We start from the raw sequence: 12,320 nt of genomic DNA, 5'->3' as shown, positions 1-12,320 counted from the left end.
TAGTCGGGTATTAGATAATTTGGGCAAATAGGTAGTGAGAGAGACGGTATGTCCGAGCAAGTTCCAATTAAATTCAGCGATGCCGCAGCGGCGCGCGTTAAGCAGTTGATCGAAGAGGAAGAGAATCCTTCGCTAATGCTGCGTGTTTATGTCACCGGCGGCGGATGTTCTGGTTTCCAATATGGTTTTACTTTCGCCGAAGAAGCCAACCCGGGCGATATGCAAATCGTGAAAAATGGCGTCACCTTGGTGGTGGATCCCATGAGTTTGCAATACCTGGTCGATGGTGAAGTGGATTATACCGAGGGCTTGGAAGGTTCGCGTTTCTTCGTAAACAACCCCAATGCCACCACTACGTGTGGTTGTGGTGCCAGCTTTAGCGTATAACCGCAGTGCAAAGATAAAATAAAAAATGCCGCTTATGCGGCATTTTTTATTTTTGATGATTATAAATCGCTGTTCGTTATATACACCATAAAGGTAAAGAACCCTAACACGAACATTGAGAAAATAATTATATAAAAGAAACCCTTACGGCCCTGTTTTAGGGGAATATTGTTGGCATTAAGAAACAGCCACCAGGCGACGCACAGAATTACCGGCAACAAAAACAGCAAGCGAAACATCTTTTCCCCAAAAATGATGATTTAACTCAATCTTAGCGCAAAATTCCTACCCTCTAAAGAAAAATTAAAGACTTAGCGAACGCCGTATAAATTAGAGCTATCTATCTAATTTATCAGTAGTATTTTATTGTTATAAGGTATGTAAACTATTTCGCGCCGAAATTAGGTAAACTTTTGTACATACGCTATACCTAAAATGGGACATGTGCTTTAATACTGGCTGAATGAGACGGGCAAATTTCATTCACTAATAATTATAGAAACTTTACAGCAATCGATTCATCTAGTAGGAGATGTAATTATGATGGGTAAAACCGTTTCTTCCGAGGAAAATGGAAGACTAACCAAATGGCTTAAAGATAAACGCCATGAGAAAGGCCATACCATGCGCAGTTTGGCGCAGGTGTTGGGCACACCACATTCATTTATCGGTAAAATTGAAAACCAAGAGCGTCGTTTAGACGTGATTGAATTCATCCGTTACTGTGAAGCGCTGGATGTGGATCCTTATGAAGGGTTAGCGCTACTTAAATAAGCATTGAAAGCCTATTTTCTGGAGCCCAGGAAGGGCTCTATAGTTTTATTCCTGCCCCTTAGATTTCCTTCCATTTTCATGAAACTGCCGCTCTAGCTGATACAAGCGCTTACGTATCAAAAACAGAAATATCAACGACGGTATCACCATCAGTGCCGTGAGAATAAAAAACATCGACCAGTCACCGTGCAACCAATCATCGACTATCACGCCACTGTACCCCGATAGCAGGGTGCGGCCAAGATTGCCCAAAGAGGCGAGTAAGGCATAGTGAGTAGCACTAAATGCACGGTCGCAAAGCATGGAAATAAAGGCCACCATGGCCACCAAAGACCAAGCCTGTGTAAAACCATCAAGAATTATGGCCATCGCATAGAGCGAGAGTTTAGGTCCCGCAACGGCAATCCACGAAAACATCAGGTTTGACGCCGCCATGGCGACGCCACTGATAAATAAGCCCTTTACGATGCCGAAGCGACTGTTAAAGAGGCTGCCTAAAAAGGCAAAAATAATGGTCAGCACCGCGGTGCCGAGCTTGGAAAAGGTGGCGATATCCGAGTTGCTAAAGCCCACTTCTTTATAAAAGACGATGGACATACGCGCCAAAAAGGCTTCGCCAATCTTAAAGAGGAAGATAAAGGCCAACAGGGCTAGGGCGGTTTTAACCCCGTTACGAGTAAAGAAGCTGCGCAGCGGCTCTATAATGGTCACCCCAAGCCAGGCTATTACGATATTCACCCAATGTGGTAAAACGGTGGCGTGTTTACCGAGTTGTTGCTGATACTGTTGCTCTAATTGAGCATGCACATGTTCGCGATTCGACTCGGGCTCTTGGGCAAAGAATACATAGACGATCAACAGGGCGACAATAATCGCTAATGCCAAATACACATCCGGCCAATCCACCCCGGGAATATCCGCGGCATAAAAGGGCATGGCGCCGAGCAGAGCATAACCGGTCCACCATCCGCTGGTTGCCATGGCCGCCGCCGCCGACATTTTTTCACTTTCATTTTCGGCCAGTATATCAATACGGTAGGCATCAATGGCAATATCCTGGGTGGCAGAGGCGATGGCAATAATCAGTGCCAGCAGAGCTATAACAAAGAGTTGCTCGCTGATATCGACAAACGCCATGCTCAGGGTGGCAGCAAACACAATGCAGAGACAGCACAAAATCCAGCTGCGGCGTTGACCCAGCCAATCGGTGAGCAGTGGAATGCGCACCCGGTCAACCAGTGGCGACCATAAAAAGTTAATGGAGTAGGCGCCAAACACCATACCAAACAGGCCGATCATCGAGCGAGTTAGGCCTTCGTCTTTAAGCCAGGCGCTCATGACCGAGCCAATCAACACCCAGGGAAAGCCGCTGCTGATACCAAAAATAAACACGGTGACCAGGCGTCGGTCGCGAAAATGTTGGGTGAAATCGCGTAAAGAGAGGGCTGTGTGGCTCATGTTTATTCTTATTATTAGCGAGAAGAAAAAGGGCGATTAGACTCGCCCTGATAGAGTTAGTACGGCTGTGCCTCTAGCACCTTGATATCATAAATAATCACCGCTTGCTTGGGCACATAGGAGTAGCCGATCTTTTCTTGGTAATCGGTTTCAACACGCATGATTTTATCCAAGGTTTCAAAGCCTTCTACCACGGAACCGAATACCGAAAAACCCCAGTCGCTGCCCGGGTTAAGGTGGTCATTGTTATCCATGTTGAAGAAAAACTGGCGTGTGGCCGAGTGTGGTTTGCGGTCTTGATAGGCCATGGCAATGGTGTACATATCATTTTTAAGGCCGCTGCCGCTTTCGTTGAAAATGGGGTCATTTTCATGCAGGCCGTCATAGTCTTTGTCGTAGCCGCCGCCTTGGATCACAAAATCGCGTTCGTTTTCTTCATCGCGCTCAACACGATGAAATACCGAGCCCTTGTAGCTGCCGTCTTGTACATAGGTCAGAAAGTTATTCACCGTCAGCGGCGCGCGTGAGCGATCGAGCTCAACAACGATCTTGCCTAAACTGGTCGTAAATTCAACGCGGGGAAATAAATTGCTCTTTTGCACAAATTCACCCTGCACCGCCGCGTGCGCCAGCGGCGTCAGCAATAAGCATAGGGTAAAAAAGGCACTGATGAGGCGAGTGTTCATATCGCTCCCTTTTGCATATATGAGTTAAGCTCGGGGTCGCTCATAATGCGTGCCACAAGCTGTTCGATTAGTTTATTTAGTTGCGCCTCGACCTTGGCCTGATCATAGCCAAAGGGGCCGCGAAACTGGCTTTGGCCATTATACATTTTATTGAACTGACTACCATTACGCTCGACGAACACCTGCAGGGCGATTTGCGCCTCACTGTAGTGGTCCACGGTATTTTGCATCACGGTGGCGTTTAAGGTGTGAATTGCCACCTGCATCTGGGTGCTGGCCATGGCACTGATATGGGCGCCATTGGCCTGCAGTGCCTGGGTAAAGACCTGTTGCATCTTGTTATTTAAATCCGGGGTGGACATTAAATAACGCTTATCGCCCTGGGCGATGGAGATGGTCGGTGCTTTCGCTCTTTGGTCAATCACCTGGAGCGATAGCGTCTGGTTATAGCTGGTAAGCTGGCCGCTTTGGTAGAACGGGTCCAAGATGGCCTGTGCCGAACGGTTGCTACATCCTGTAAGTGCCGTACTCAAAGCAAGAATGGCCAGCAGTGAAAAACGGTTAAACATAATTATCCTATTACTTTTTTTGCGCTTAGCACGACAAACTTCTTGTTTGAGCCAAGGAGCTTGGAGCCGCCGAATAAGCGCTTTAGTTTTTCATGGTAATCAAGGTGTCGGTTGCCTACGATACGAAGCTCACCGCCGGGACGCAATACTTTTTTGGCGTCGTTAAACATCTGCCAGGCGATGTGGTCGGTCACCGCATTTTGCTGATGGAAGGGCGGGTTACAGAGCACCAGGTCATAGCCTTGGGCGGCAAAGCCAGACAGACAATCGTTATGAATAAACTCACAGCGATGCAGTTCATCGGGCAGGTTCTCTAGGATGGTTTGGCGTGCCGAGGCCACCGCCATGGCCGACTCATCGACAAAGGTCACCTGCGCTTCGAGGCATTTTAGCAGGGTTTGCAGGCCTATTACGCCATTGCCGCAGCCAAGGTCGATAATGCGAATTGGCTTTTTCGACTGTGGCAGGTAATTACTGAAAAAACGCGCACCGATATCCAGTGAGTCACGGGAAAAGACATTGGCATGATTGACCAAGGTGAAGTCGCTGCCTTCAAGTTGCCAGCGTTTGGGAAACGGGCTTTGCTGCGCCTTATTATGCATATTGGCGGTGATCAAGCGCGCCTTTTTTTGCGCCAAGGTGGTGCTGGCGGGACCGATATAACGCTCCACCAAATTAATGGTCGAGGTATGAATGGCTTTGGTCTTACCCGCGAGGACCACAGGGGTCCCCGGTTTCAGTGTGTGCGACAGTTGCGCCAATTGATGCTGAAGGTAACCGCTGTTTTTCGGTATTTTGCCGATCACCAGATCGTAATCGTCGGCAAGTGGCTCAAGGCTGGTTAGCGGCGTAAGTTGCGCGGTATTCAAGTTATTTTCTTTCAGATTATGCTGCCATGCTTGCATAGCAATGTACGAATCACTAACTGAATCTGAAGTTAATTGATTAAAGGCACAGGCCAGGGCACCGAAGTCATCATTGAGGATCAGCAAGCGCTTGGCATCAGTATGATGCTCGTTAATATAGTCGATAAGGTATTCATCGGCCGCGTCCCACGCCTGCAGGCTGCGGTTTTTCTGTTGTAAAGGCAAGCGATGTAAGTGGTAGGTATTACCACCTAGTTGAGCTGATGTTATCATGAGCACTTAGGTTTAACTGACAATGGCGCTAGTTTATCACGATGCGTGCCAACACCCACCCCCAAAACAGCGGCAAATTGGCCTCTTTGCTACCGACTGGCTTACCGGCGAGCTTGCCAGCAGGCATGTTTAGCTATCAGCCTCAGGCCCTTGATGAGGTTAAGGCACAGCGCTTGTTTACCCATTTACGTGACAATTTACCCTGGCAGCAACCTAGCATTCAAGTGTTTGGCAAGTGGCACCCTATTCCTCGCTTACAGGTTTATATGGGTGATGCCGACAGTGCCTATGAATATTCCCAGCAGCGCTTTGAGCCTGTGCCCTGGTTGCCTGAGCTTGATGCCATGCGCCAGCGACTGAATCACGCCTTGGGGTGTCACTTTAATGCGGTGTTGATTAATTACTATCGCCATGGCCTCGATTGCATGGGCTGGCACAGTGACGATGAGCCCGAGTTGGGGCCCGAGCCGGTGATAGCATCTTTGTCCTTGGGGGCGTTGCGTAAGTTTAAGTTACGCCGTAGGGACAGTGGCGAGGTGACCGACCTGGCCTTGATCAATGGCAGCTTGCTAATAATGAAGGGGCAAAGTCAGCGCTACTACGCCCATAGCCTGCCAAAGCAACGTAAGGTCACCCAGGGGCGTATCAATTTAACCTTTCGCCACATTGATTCGACTTTGCTATAGTAGCGGCACCTAACTATTTGGCAGGTACGTTATTTATGTCTATGCAAACGCGTATCGAGCAAAAGCTCAGTGCAGGGCTCCCCTGCAAACACCTGCGGGTTGAAAATGAAAGCCATATGCATGCCCGCGGCAGCGAATCACACTTTAAGGTGGTGGTAGTCAGCGAGCAATTTGCCGGTCAGCGGCTGTTGCAACGTCACCGCACCATTAACGAAATTTTGGCCGAGGAGCTGCGCGAGCACATTCATGCGCTGGCTATTCATGCCTATACCCCTGAAGAGTTCAGCGAAAAGCAAGGGCAAGCCCCAGAGTCGCCGCGCTGTTTAGGTGGTTCTAAATTTGATAATTAAACACTCGGCGCGAGTCATCAGACCTGTGTAGTGGAGAATAGTCGCTACACTAGCGCTAATTTTTCGGCAACGATATGGAATTTTATCATGGTCATTAAGCCTAAAATCCGTGGATTTATCTGCACCAACGCACACCCTGCAGGCTGTGCGGCACATGTACAACAACAAATAGAATATGTAAAAAGCCAAGGTGACTTGGGCCAGGGTCCAAAAAATGTTTTGGTTATTGGTTCATCAACAGGTTACGGCCTAGCATCTCGTATCGTATCGGCCTTTGGCCATGGCGCAAAAACACTGGGCGTGTTCTTTGAAAAGCCAGGTACCGAGAAAAAGACAGCATCAGCAGGTTGGTACAATACCGCCGCTTTCCAACAGGCAGCCGATGAAGCCGGTATCTGGGCTAAGAACATCAATGGTGATGCCTTCTCTGATGAGATCAAAGCACAAACCATCGACACCATTAAGAATGAACTGGGTAAAGTTGACCTGGTTATCTATTCACTGGCATCACCGCGTCGTACCGACCCGAAAACCGGTGAAACTTACTCGTCAACGCTTAAGCCTATCGGCGAGAGTGTAACGACTAAGAACCTGAATACCTCAAAGCGTGTTATCGACGAAGTGAGCGTTGAAGCGGCCAGCGAAGAAGAAATCGCCAACACAGTTAAAGTGATGGGTGGTGAAGACTGGCAGCTATGGATCGATGCTCTTAACGAAGCGGGCGTATTAGCCGATAACTTCAAAACAACCGCTTATACCTATATTGGTAAAGAGCTGACCTGGCCAATCTATGGTCATGCGACTATCGGTAAAGCCAAAGAAGACCTGGACCGTGCGGCACAAGAGATCAAAGCATCGACCGCAGCCCTGTCTGGCGAAGCTTATGTAAGTTCACTAAACGCAGTAGTGACGCAGGCAAGCTCGGCCATTCCAATTATGCCACTGTACATTTCAGCACTATTCAAAGTGATGAAGGCAGACGGTACCTATGAGGGCACGATCGAGCAAATTACAGCGCTATTCAAAGAAAACCTATACGGTGAAACGCCACGCTTTGATGACGGCGGTCACCTGTTCCAAAACTACAAAGAGCTTGAAGATGACGTGCAACAGCGCATCCAGAAAATTTGGGATACGGTTGATACCGATACCATCGACGAGCTAACCGACTACGTGGGTTACCACAAAGAGTTCTTACACCTATTCGGCTTTGATTTAGCCGGCGTTGACTATGACGCGGATGTAAACCCGGACGTAGCCATCAACAACCTGCTTTAATTGGGTTGTATCTGCTAAAAAAGCCAGTCTCAAGACTGGCTTTTTTGTATCCCGGTGGTGCTACTAAGTAATTAGTTACAAATGAACACGCGAAATTAAGACTTTGGTCTATATTGAAGTTTATTCATTCGAGAGCACCAGGGATCCGTGGATAATTTTTACTTTTTAACTCGCATAGTCGCCGTGAATGATGTTAAAATTCGGCAGATATGTGACAAGTTCGCTGCGTTGCTTGGAACACTGACCGACATAGGTGCTCTTTTATACCGTTTGTATTAATGATGTAGGTTGTTGATTGCTCATTTTTGATGTTTTTTGCATCGCAAAGGGGAAATCGGCCTTACATTGACAACGCGGGTTGGCGCCAGTCGGCCGATGCTAAGCAGCGTGGTTGGTAAGATTTTAAGTTTCTTTCCTTTAATGTAATGCAAGTGCGTATGATCAACATAAAAAAAGGTCTGGATCTACCGATAGAGGGCGCACCTCAGCAAGTTATTCATGACGGTCAACCCGTTAAACGAGTAGCTGTGCTAGGTGAAGAATACATCGGCATGCGTCCAACCATGCGAGTTCGTGTGGATGACCAAGTCAAGAAAGGCCAAGTTCTTTTTGAAGATAAAAAGAATCCTGGCGTAATCTACACTGCACCGGCCGCCGGGGTAGTTAAAGAAATCAATCGTGGTGCAAAACGTGTACTGCAATCAGTTGTTATTGAAGTCAATGGCACTGAGCAAGAAACGTTTGCCAAGTTCGACCAAGGCCAATTAGCAAGCCTAGATCGCGACACAGTTGTCGATCAACTTGTTAAGTCTGGTCAATGGACCGCACTACGTACTCGTCCTTTCAGCAAAGTTCCTGCGGTAGATGCTAAGCCTAGCTCAGTATTCGTAACTGCCATGGACACCAATCCGCTAGCCGCTGATCCAGTGGTTGTGATTGCCGAAAATGCTGACGCTTTCGAAGCCGGTCTGGCCGTGGTTTCACGCCTAACCGAAGGTAAAGTGTACGTATGTAAGAAAGCAGGCGCGCAAGTACCTAGCTCATCGGTTGCTTCTGTTGAAGTCCATGAGTTTGGTGGTAAGCACCCAGCTGGTCTTGTTGGTACTCACATCCATCACCTAGATCCAGTATCTGCTGCTAAGCAGGTTTGGCACCTAAGCTACCAGGACGTGATTGCTTTCGGTCACCTTTTCCTAAGTGGCGAAATTTACACCGATCGTGTGATTTCTTTAGCCGGTCCTCGCGTTAAGAACCCGCGCCTAGTTAAGACCCACATGGGTGCTGCACTAGACGATTTAGTAGCGGGCGAGCTAGAAGACGGTGACAACCGTGTTATTTCTGGTTCGGTGCTTTCTGGTACTAACGCCATCGGTCCACACGCGTTCCTTGGCCGCTACCACACGCAAGTGTCGGTACTGCTTGAAGGCCGTGAGAAAGAACTATTTGGTTGGATTGCGCCAGGTAGCGACAAGTTCTCAGTAACGCGTACCTTCCTTGGTCACCTAGCACCAAGTCGTCTATTCAACATGACTACCTCTACGGGTGGTTCAAAGCGTGCCATGGTACCAATCGGTAACTATGAGCGTGTAATGCCGCTAGACATTTTGCCTACGCTACTATTACGTGACCTTATTTCACGTGATCTAGACAGCGCAATTACGCTTGGCGCATTGGAGCTAGACGAAGAAGATTTAGCATTGTGTACCTTCGTTTGTCCGGGTAAATACGAGTACGGTTCAATCCTTCGTGACTGCCTGACAACAATCGAGAAGGAAGGCTAAAATGGGCTTGAAGAAATTTTTAGAAGATATCGAACCGCATTTTGAAGCCGGTGGTAAACACGAAAAATGGTACGCCCTGTATGAAGCAGTTGCGACTATTTTCTATACCCCAGGTTATGTAAACAAAGGCGGTACTCACGTTCGCGATAACATCGACCTAAAACGTATTATGATTTTAGTGTGGATGGCAACGTTCCCTGCCATGTTCTTTGGCATGTTCAACATTGGTCACCAAGCGGCTGACGCACTAGCGAACGGCTTTGCACTTGGCGATTCATGGCAAGTAGCTTTATTCCAACTGTTCGGTGGTGAACTAACCGCTGAGTCGGGTTGGGGTGCGAAGATGTTCTACGGCGCCTGTTTCTTCCTACCTATCTACGCCACGACCTTTATCGTGGGTGGTTTCTGGGAAGTGATATTCGCCTCGGTTCGTAAGCACGAAGTAAACGAAGGTTTCTTTGTAACTTCTGTTCTTTTCGCGCTAATCCTGCCGGCGACTATTCCACTTTGGCAAGTAGCCCTAGGTATTACCTTCGGTGTTGTCATTGCGAAAGAGGTATTCGGTGGTACTGGCCGTAACTTCCTAAACCCGGCACTAGCGGGTCGTGCTTTCCTATTCTTCGCATACCCTGCGCAGATTTCAGGTGACACGGTATGGACAGCGGTTGACGGTTTCTCTGGTGCAACTTACCTAGGCCAAGCGGCTACTGGTGCACTGGATTATGCCAACATGGATCTTTGGTTGAACGCTTTCTACGGCTTCATTCAAGGTTCTGTAGGTGAGACCTCGACACTGGCTATCGCTATCGGTGGTTTATTCCTTATTTATGTGCGTATTGCTTCGTGGCGCATCGTACTAGGTACTTTCCTAGGTATGGTGGTAACGGCAATGCTACTTAACTTCGTCGGTTCTGAAACTAACGCAGCATTCGCTATGCCTTGGCATTGGCACCTGGTGCTAGGTGGTTTCGCGTTCGGTATGTTCTTTATGGCAACCGATCCGGTTTCAGCGTCATTCACTGATAAAGGTAAGTGGGCATACGGTGCGTTAATCGGTTTCATGGTGGTAATGATCCGCGTAGTGAACCCGGCGTACCCAGAAGGCATGATGCTAGCAATCCTGTTTGCTAACTTATTCGCGCCGCTATTCGACCACTTCGTAGCGCAGTCAAACATCAAGAGGAGATTGGCACGTGGCTAGTAATAACGAATCAATCGGTAAAACGCTTGGTGTAGTAGTGTCGTTGTGTTTGGTGTGTGCGGTTATCGTATCGGTTGCATCAGTACAATTGCGTCCACTACAGCAAGAAAACAAGCTTAAAGATATTCAAAGCAATATCCTAGCCGCAGCTGGTTTTGACGGCGTTAAAAACATTCAATCTACGTTCGATGAAAACATCGAAACCCTGGTTGTAAATGTTGAAAATGGCCAACAGGTGCAGTTTGACAACGAAGACGCTCGCAGCGCTTGGATTAAAGCCTACGATTTTGAGAAAAGTAAGTTCGATGCGGCAATGAGCATCAAGCTAACTAAAGATCAAGATAAAGCGGGTATTCAACGTCGTACTACTGAAGCGCCGGTATACATTAGCCGCGCCGAAGATGGCTCAGTAAACTCTATCATTCTACCTATCCAGGGCTACGGTCTTTGGGGTGTAATGTACGGTTTCCTAGCGCTAGAAAACGACGGTGAAACTGTTAAAAACATCATCTTCTACAAGCACAATGAAACGCCAGGTCTGGGTGGTGAAATCCAAAACCCAACTTGGACTGCACAGTGGAAAGAAAAAGAGCTGCCTGTTGACCTAGTGAAAAACGGCGCCAAGAATGCTCACCAAGTTGATGGTCTATCTGGTGCAACACTGACGTCAAACGGTGTTGATAACACGGTTGACTATTGGACTGGCGATCATGGCTTTGGTCCTTTCCTTGCGAAAGTACGTGAAGGAGCGTTGAAATAATGGCTGATACTAAAGAAATGAAGTCGGTTCTATTTGGACCTGTCTTCGCCAATAACCCAATCGCCCTGCAAGTACTAGGTATTTGTTCTGCGCTGGCGGTTACTTCAAGCTTGAAAAATGCCTTGATCATGTCAATCGCATTGACCTTGGTAACAGCATTCTCAAGCTTGTTTATCTCGATGATCCGTAACCAGATCCCATCAAGCGTTCGTATCATCGTACAGATGACGATTATCGCTTCATTGGTAATCGTGGTTGACCAGGTGCTACAGGCCTTCTCTTATGCCACTGCAAAAGAGCTATCGGTATTCGTTGGTCTAATCATTACCAACTGTATCGTAATGGGTCGTGCCGAAGCATACGCAATGAAGTCGCCGCCTCTGATGTCTTTCCTAGACGGTATCGGTAACGGTCTTGGCTACTCGGTAGTACTACTGACTGTTGGTTTCATTCGTGAGCTATTCGGTAAAGGTTCACTATTCGATGTGGAAATCATTCCACTGGTGCAAAACGGTGGCTGGTACCAGCCTATGGGTCTATTGATCCTTCCACCAAGTGCATTCTTCATCATCGGTCTATTCATTTGGGTACTTCGTACTTATAAGAAAGACCAAGTAGAAGCGAAATAAGGGGCGAGTTGTGGAACAGTATCTTAACTTATTTGTTAAAGCGGTTTTCATTGAAAACCTTGCGCTTGCCTTCTTCTTGGGGATGTGTACTTTCCTAGCTGTATCTAAGAAAGTAAAAACCTCTCTAGGCCTAGGTATTGCGGTTATCTTCGTACTGGGTATTGCGGTACCGGTAAACCAAGTGGTTTATCATGCGGTATTGGCACCAGGCGCACTTGAGTGGTTAGGCTTCCCTGAAGCTGACTTAAGCTTCCTACGCTTCCTAACCTTCATCGGTGTTATTGCTGCCCTAGTACAAATCCTAGAGATGGCTCTGGATAAGTTCTTCCCGCCGCTATACAACGCGCTGGGCATCTTCCTACCATTGATCACGGTAAACTGTGCGATTTTCGGTGCAGTATCCTTCATGGTAGAGCGTAACTACAACTTCGGTGAGTCAGTGGTTTTCGGCCTGGGCTCAGGTGTAGGTTGGGCACTGGCAATCACATTGCTTGCTGGTATCCGTGAGAAGATGAAGTATTCAGACGTGCCAGACGGTCTACGTGGTCTAGGTATTACCTTTATCACCGTAGGTCTTATGGGTCTTGGCTTTATGTCATTCTCTGGTATTTCACTATAAGGT

The 12,320-nt window shown here is 47.8% G+C and carries 15 protein-coding genes; 10 read left to right on the top strand and 5 right to left on the bottom strand.

Annotated features, from left to right (window positions below; genetic code table 11):
• Nucleotides 1-48: 48 nt before the first annotated feature.
• Complete coding sequence (erpA, locus tag KD147_RS10285; RefSeq protein WP_105255676.1) at nucleotides 49-387, top strand: iron-sulfur cluster insertion protein ErpA; 339 nt, start codon at nucleotides 49-51, stop codon at nucleotides 385-387.
• Between the two features lie 59 nt (nucleotides 388-446).
• Here the strand turns inward: erpA and KD147_RS16865 are convergent, their stop codons facing one another.
• Complete coding sequence (locus KD147_RS16865; RefSeq protein WP_105255675.1) at nucleotides 447-626, bottom strand: hypothetical protein; 180 nt, start codon at nucleotides 624-626, stop codon at nucleotides 447-449.
• A gap of 301 nt (nucleotides 627-927) precedes the next feature.
• Here KD147_RS16865 and KD147_RS10280 point away from each other — a divergent pair, with 301 nt between their 5' ends.
• Nucleotides 928-1,161 carry a helix-turn-helix domain-containing protein gene (locus KD147_RS10280; protein WP_105188164.1) on the top strand — a complete coding sequence of 78 codons (234 nt, stop codon included), beginning with the start codon at nucleotides 928-930 and terminating at the stop codon, nucleotides 1,159-1,161.
• 45 nt (nucleotides 1,162-1,206) lie between these two features.
• Here KD147_RS10280 and KD147_RS10275 read toward each other — a convergent pair whose 3' ends face one another.
• From KD147_RS10275 to KD147_RS10260, 4 genes are read right to left on the bottom strand one after another with little or no spacing between them, the layout of a single operon-like run.
• Nucleotides 1,207-2,619: an AmpG family muropeptide MFS transporter gene (locus KD147_RS10275; RefSeq protein ID WP_212547790.1), complete on the bottom strand. Its 1,413-nt coding sequence runs from the start codon at nucleotides 2,617-2,619 to the stop codon at nucleotides 1,207-1,209.
• Between the two features lie 56 nt (nucleotides 2,620-2,675).
• Nucleotides 2,676-3,305, bottom strand: coding sequence for a peptidylprolyl isomerase (locus KD147_RS10270; protein WP_212547789.1), 630 nt, complete (start codon nucleotides 3,303-3,305; stop codon nucleotides 2,676-2,678).
• A complete protein-coding gene (locus KD147_RS10265; RefSeq protein WP_212547788.1) occupies nucleotides 3,302-3,874 on the bottom strand; it encodes a YajG family lipoprotein in 573 nt (190 codons plus the stop codon). Before KD147_RS10265 ends, KD147_RS10270 begins: the two co-directional genes overlap by 4 nt.
• A gap of 2 nt (nucleotides 3,875-3,876) precedes the next feature.
• The gene (locus KD147_RS10260; protein ID WP_212547787.1) at nucleotides 3,877-5,013 is read right to left on the bottom strand and encodes a methyltransferase; all 1,137 of its coding nucleotides are present in this window, start codon (nucleotides 5,011-5,013) and stop codon (nucleotides 3,877-3,879) included.
• A 125-nt stretch (nucleotides 5,014-5,138) separates the two neighbouring features.
• Between KD147_RS10260 and KD147_RS10255 the strand changes: the two genes are divergently transcribed.
• The 8 genes from KD147_RS10255 to nqrE all read left to right on the top strand — a co-directional run bounded on the left by KD147_RS10255 (nucleotide 5,139) and on the right by nqrE (nucleotide 12,317).
• Nucleotides 5,139-5,699, top strand: coding sequence for an alpha-ketoglutarate-dependent dioxygenase AlkB family protein (locus KD147_RS10255; protein ID WP_502710229.1), 561 nt, complete (start codon nucleotides 5,139-5,141; stop codon nucleotides 5,697-5,699).
• Nucleotides 5,700-5,734: 35 nt separating this feature from the next.
• The gene (locus tag KD147_RS10250) at nucleotides 5,735-6,049 is read left to right on the top strand and encodes a BolA family protein (protein WP_212547785.1); all 315 of its coding nucleotides are present in this window, start codon (nucleotides 5,735-5,737) and stop codon (nucleotides 6,047-6,049) included.
• Nucleotides 6,050-6,136: 87 nt separating this feature from the next.
• A complete protein-coding gene (fabV, locus tag KD147_RS10245) occupies nucleotides 6,137-7,327 on the top strand; it encodes an enoyl-ACP reductase FabV (RefSeq protein ID WP_212547784.1) in 1,191 nt (396 codons plus the stop codon).
• Between the two features lie 437 nt (nucleotides 7,328-7,764).
• Nucleotides 7,765-9,108, top strand: a complete 1,344-nt coding sequence (locus KD147_RS10240) for a Na(+)-translocating NADH-quinone reductase subunit A (RefSeq protein ID WP_212547783.1) — start codon at nucleotides 7,765-7,767, stop codon at nucleotides 9,106-9,108.
• 1 nt (nucleotide 9,109) lies between these two features.
• Nucleotides 9,110-10,309, top strand: coding sequence for an NADH:ubiquinone reductase (Na(+)-transporting) subunit B (locus KD147_RS10235; protein WP_212547782.1), 1,200 nt, complete (start codon nucleotides 9,110-9,112; stop codon nucleotides 10,307-10,309).
• Nucleotides 10,302-11,069, top strand: coding sequence for a Na(+)-translocating NADH-quinone reductase subunit C (locus KD147_RS10230; RefSeq protein ID WP_212547781.1), 768 nt, complete (start codon nucleotides 10,302-10,304; stop codon nucleotides 11,067-11,069). Before KD147_RS10235 ends, KD147_RS10230 begins: the two co-directional genes overlap by 8 nt.
• The gene (locus KD147_RS10225) at nucleotides 11,069-11,698 is read left to right on the top strand and encodes an NADH:ubiquinone reductase (Na(+)-transporting) subunit D (protein WP_105199699.1); all 630 of its coding nucleotides are present in this window, start codon (nucleotides 11,069-11,071) and stop codon (nucleotides 11,696-11,698) included. The genes KD147_RS10230 and KD147_RS10225 overlap by 1 nt, the downstream gene beginning before the upstream one ends.
• 10 nt (nucleotides 11,699-11,708) lie before the next feature.
• Nucleotides 11,709-12,317, top strand: a complete 609-nt coding sequence (nqrE, locus tag KD147_RS10220) for an NADH:ubiquinone reductase (Na(+)-transporting) subunit E (RefSeq protein ID WP_105188154.1) — start codon at nucleotides 11,709-11,711, stop codon at nucleotides 12,315-12,317.
• The last annotated feature ends 3 nt before the right edge of the window (nucleotides 12,318-12,320 follow it).

This window comes from Pseudoalteromonas sp. BDTF-M6 (assembly GCF_018334135.1).
In the GTDB taxonomy this organism is placed as follows: Bacteria; Pseudomonadota; Gammaproteobacteria; order Enterobacterales; family Alteromonadaceae; genus Pseudoalteromonas.
Note: the sequence above shows the minus strand (reverse complement) of the source record. Positions and strands in the feature narration are given on the sequence as shown.

Excerpts from the sequence above, each read along its gene's own strand:
- erpA (WP_105255676.1), top strand. The coding sequence starts at position 49 with ATGTCCGAGCAAGTTCCAATTAAATTCAGCGATGCCGCAGCGGCGCGC.
- KD147_RS16865 (WP_105255675.1), bottom strand. The coding sequence starts at position 626 with ATGTTTCGCTTGCTGTTTTTGTTGCCGGTAATTCTGTGCGTCGCCTGG.
- KD147_RS10280 (WP_105188164.1), top strand. The coding sequence starts at position 928 with ATGATGGGTAAAACCGTTTCTTCCGAGGAAAATGGAAGACTAACCAAA.
- KD147_RS10275 (WP_212547790.1), bottom strand. The coding sequence starts at position 2,619 with ATGAGCCACACAGCCCTCTCTTTACGCGATTTCACCCAACATTTTCGC.
- KD147_RS10270 (WP_212547789.1), bottom strand. The coding sequence starts at position 3,305 with ATGAACACTCGCCTCATCAGTGCCTTTTTTACCCTATGCTTATTGCTG.
- KD147_RS10265 (WP_212547788.1), bottom strand. The coding sequence starts at position 3,874 with ATGTTTAACCGTTTTTCACTGCTGGCCATTCTTGCTTTGAGTACGGCA.
- KD147_RS10260 (WP_212547787.1), bottom strand. The coding sequence starts at position 5,013 with ATGATAACATCAGCTCAACTAGGTGGTAATACCTACCACTTACATCGC.
- KD147_RS10255 (WP_502710229.1), top strand. The coding sequence starts at position 5,139 with ATGTTTAGCTATCAGCCTCAGGCCCTTGATGAGGTTAAGGCACAGCGC.
- KD147_RS10250 (WP_212547785.1), top strand. The coding sequence starts at position 5,735 with ATGTCTATGCAAACGCGTATCGAGCAAAAGCTCAGTGCAGGGCTCCCC.
- fabV (WP_212547784.1), top strand. The coding sequence starts at position 6,137 with ATGGTCATTAAGCCTAAAATCCGTGGATTTATCTGCACCAACGCACAC.
- KD147_RS10240 (WP_212547783.1), top strand. The coding sequence starts at position 7,765 with ATGATCAACATAAAAAAAGGTCTGGATCTACCGATAGAGGGCGCACCT.
- KD147_RS10235 (WP_212547782.1), top strand. The coding sequence starts at position 9,110 with ATGGGCTTGAAGAAATTTTTAGAAGATATCGAACCGCATTTTGAAGCC.
- KD147_RS10225 (WP_105199699.1), top strand. The coding sequence starts at position 11,069 with ATGGCTGATACTAAAGAAATGAAGTCGGTTCTATTTGGACCTGTCTTC.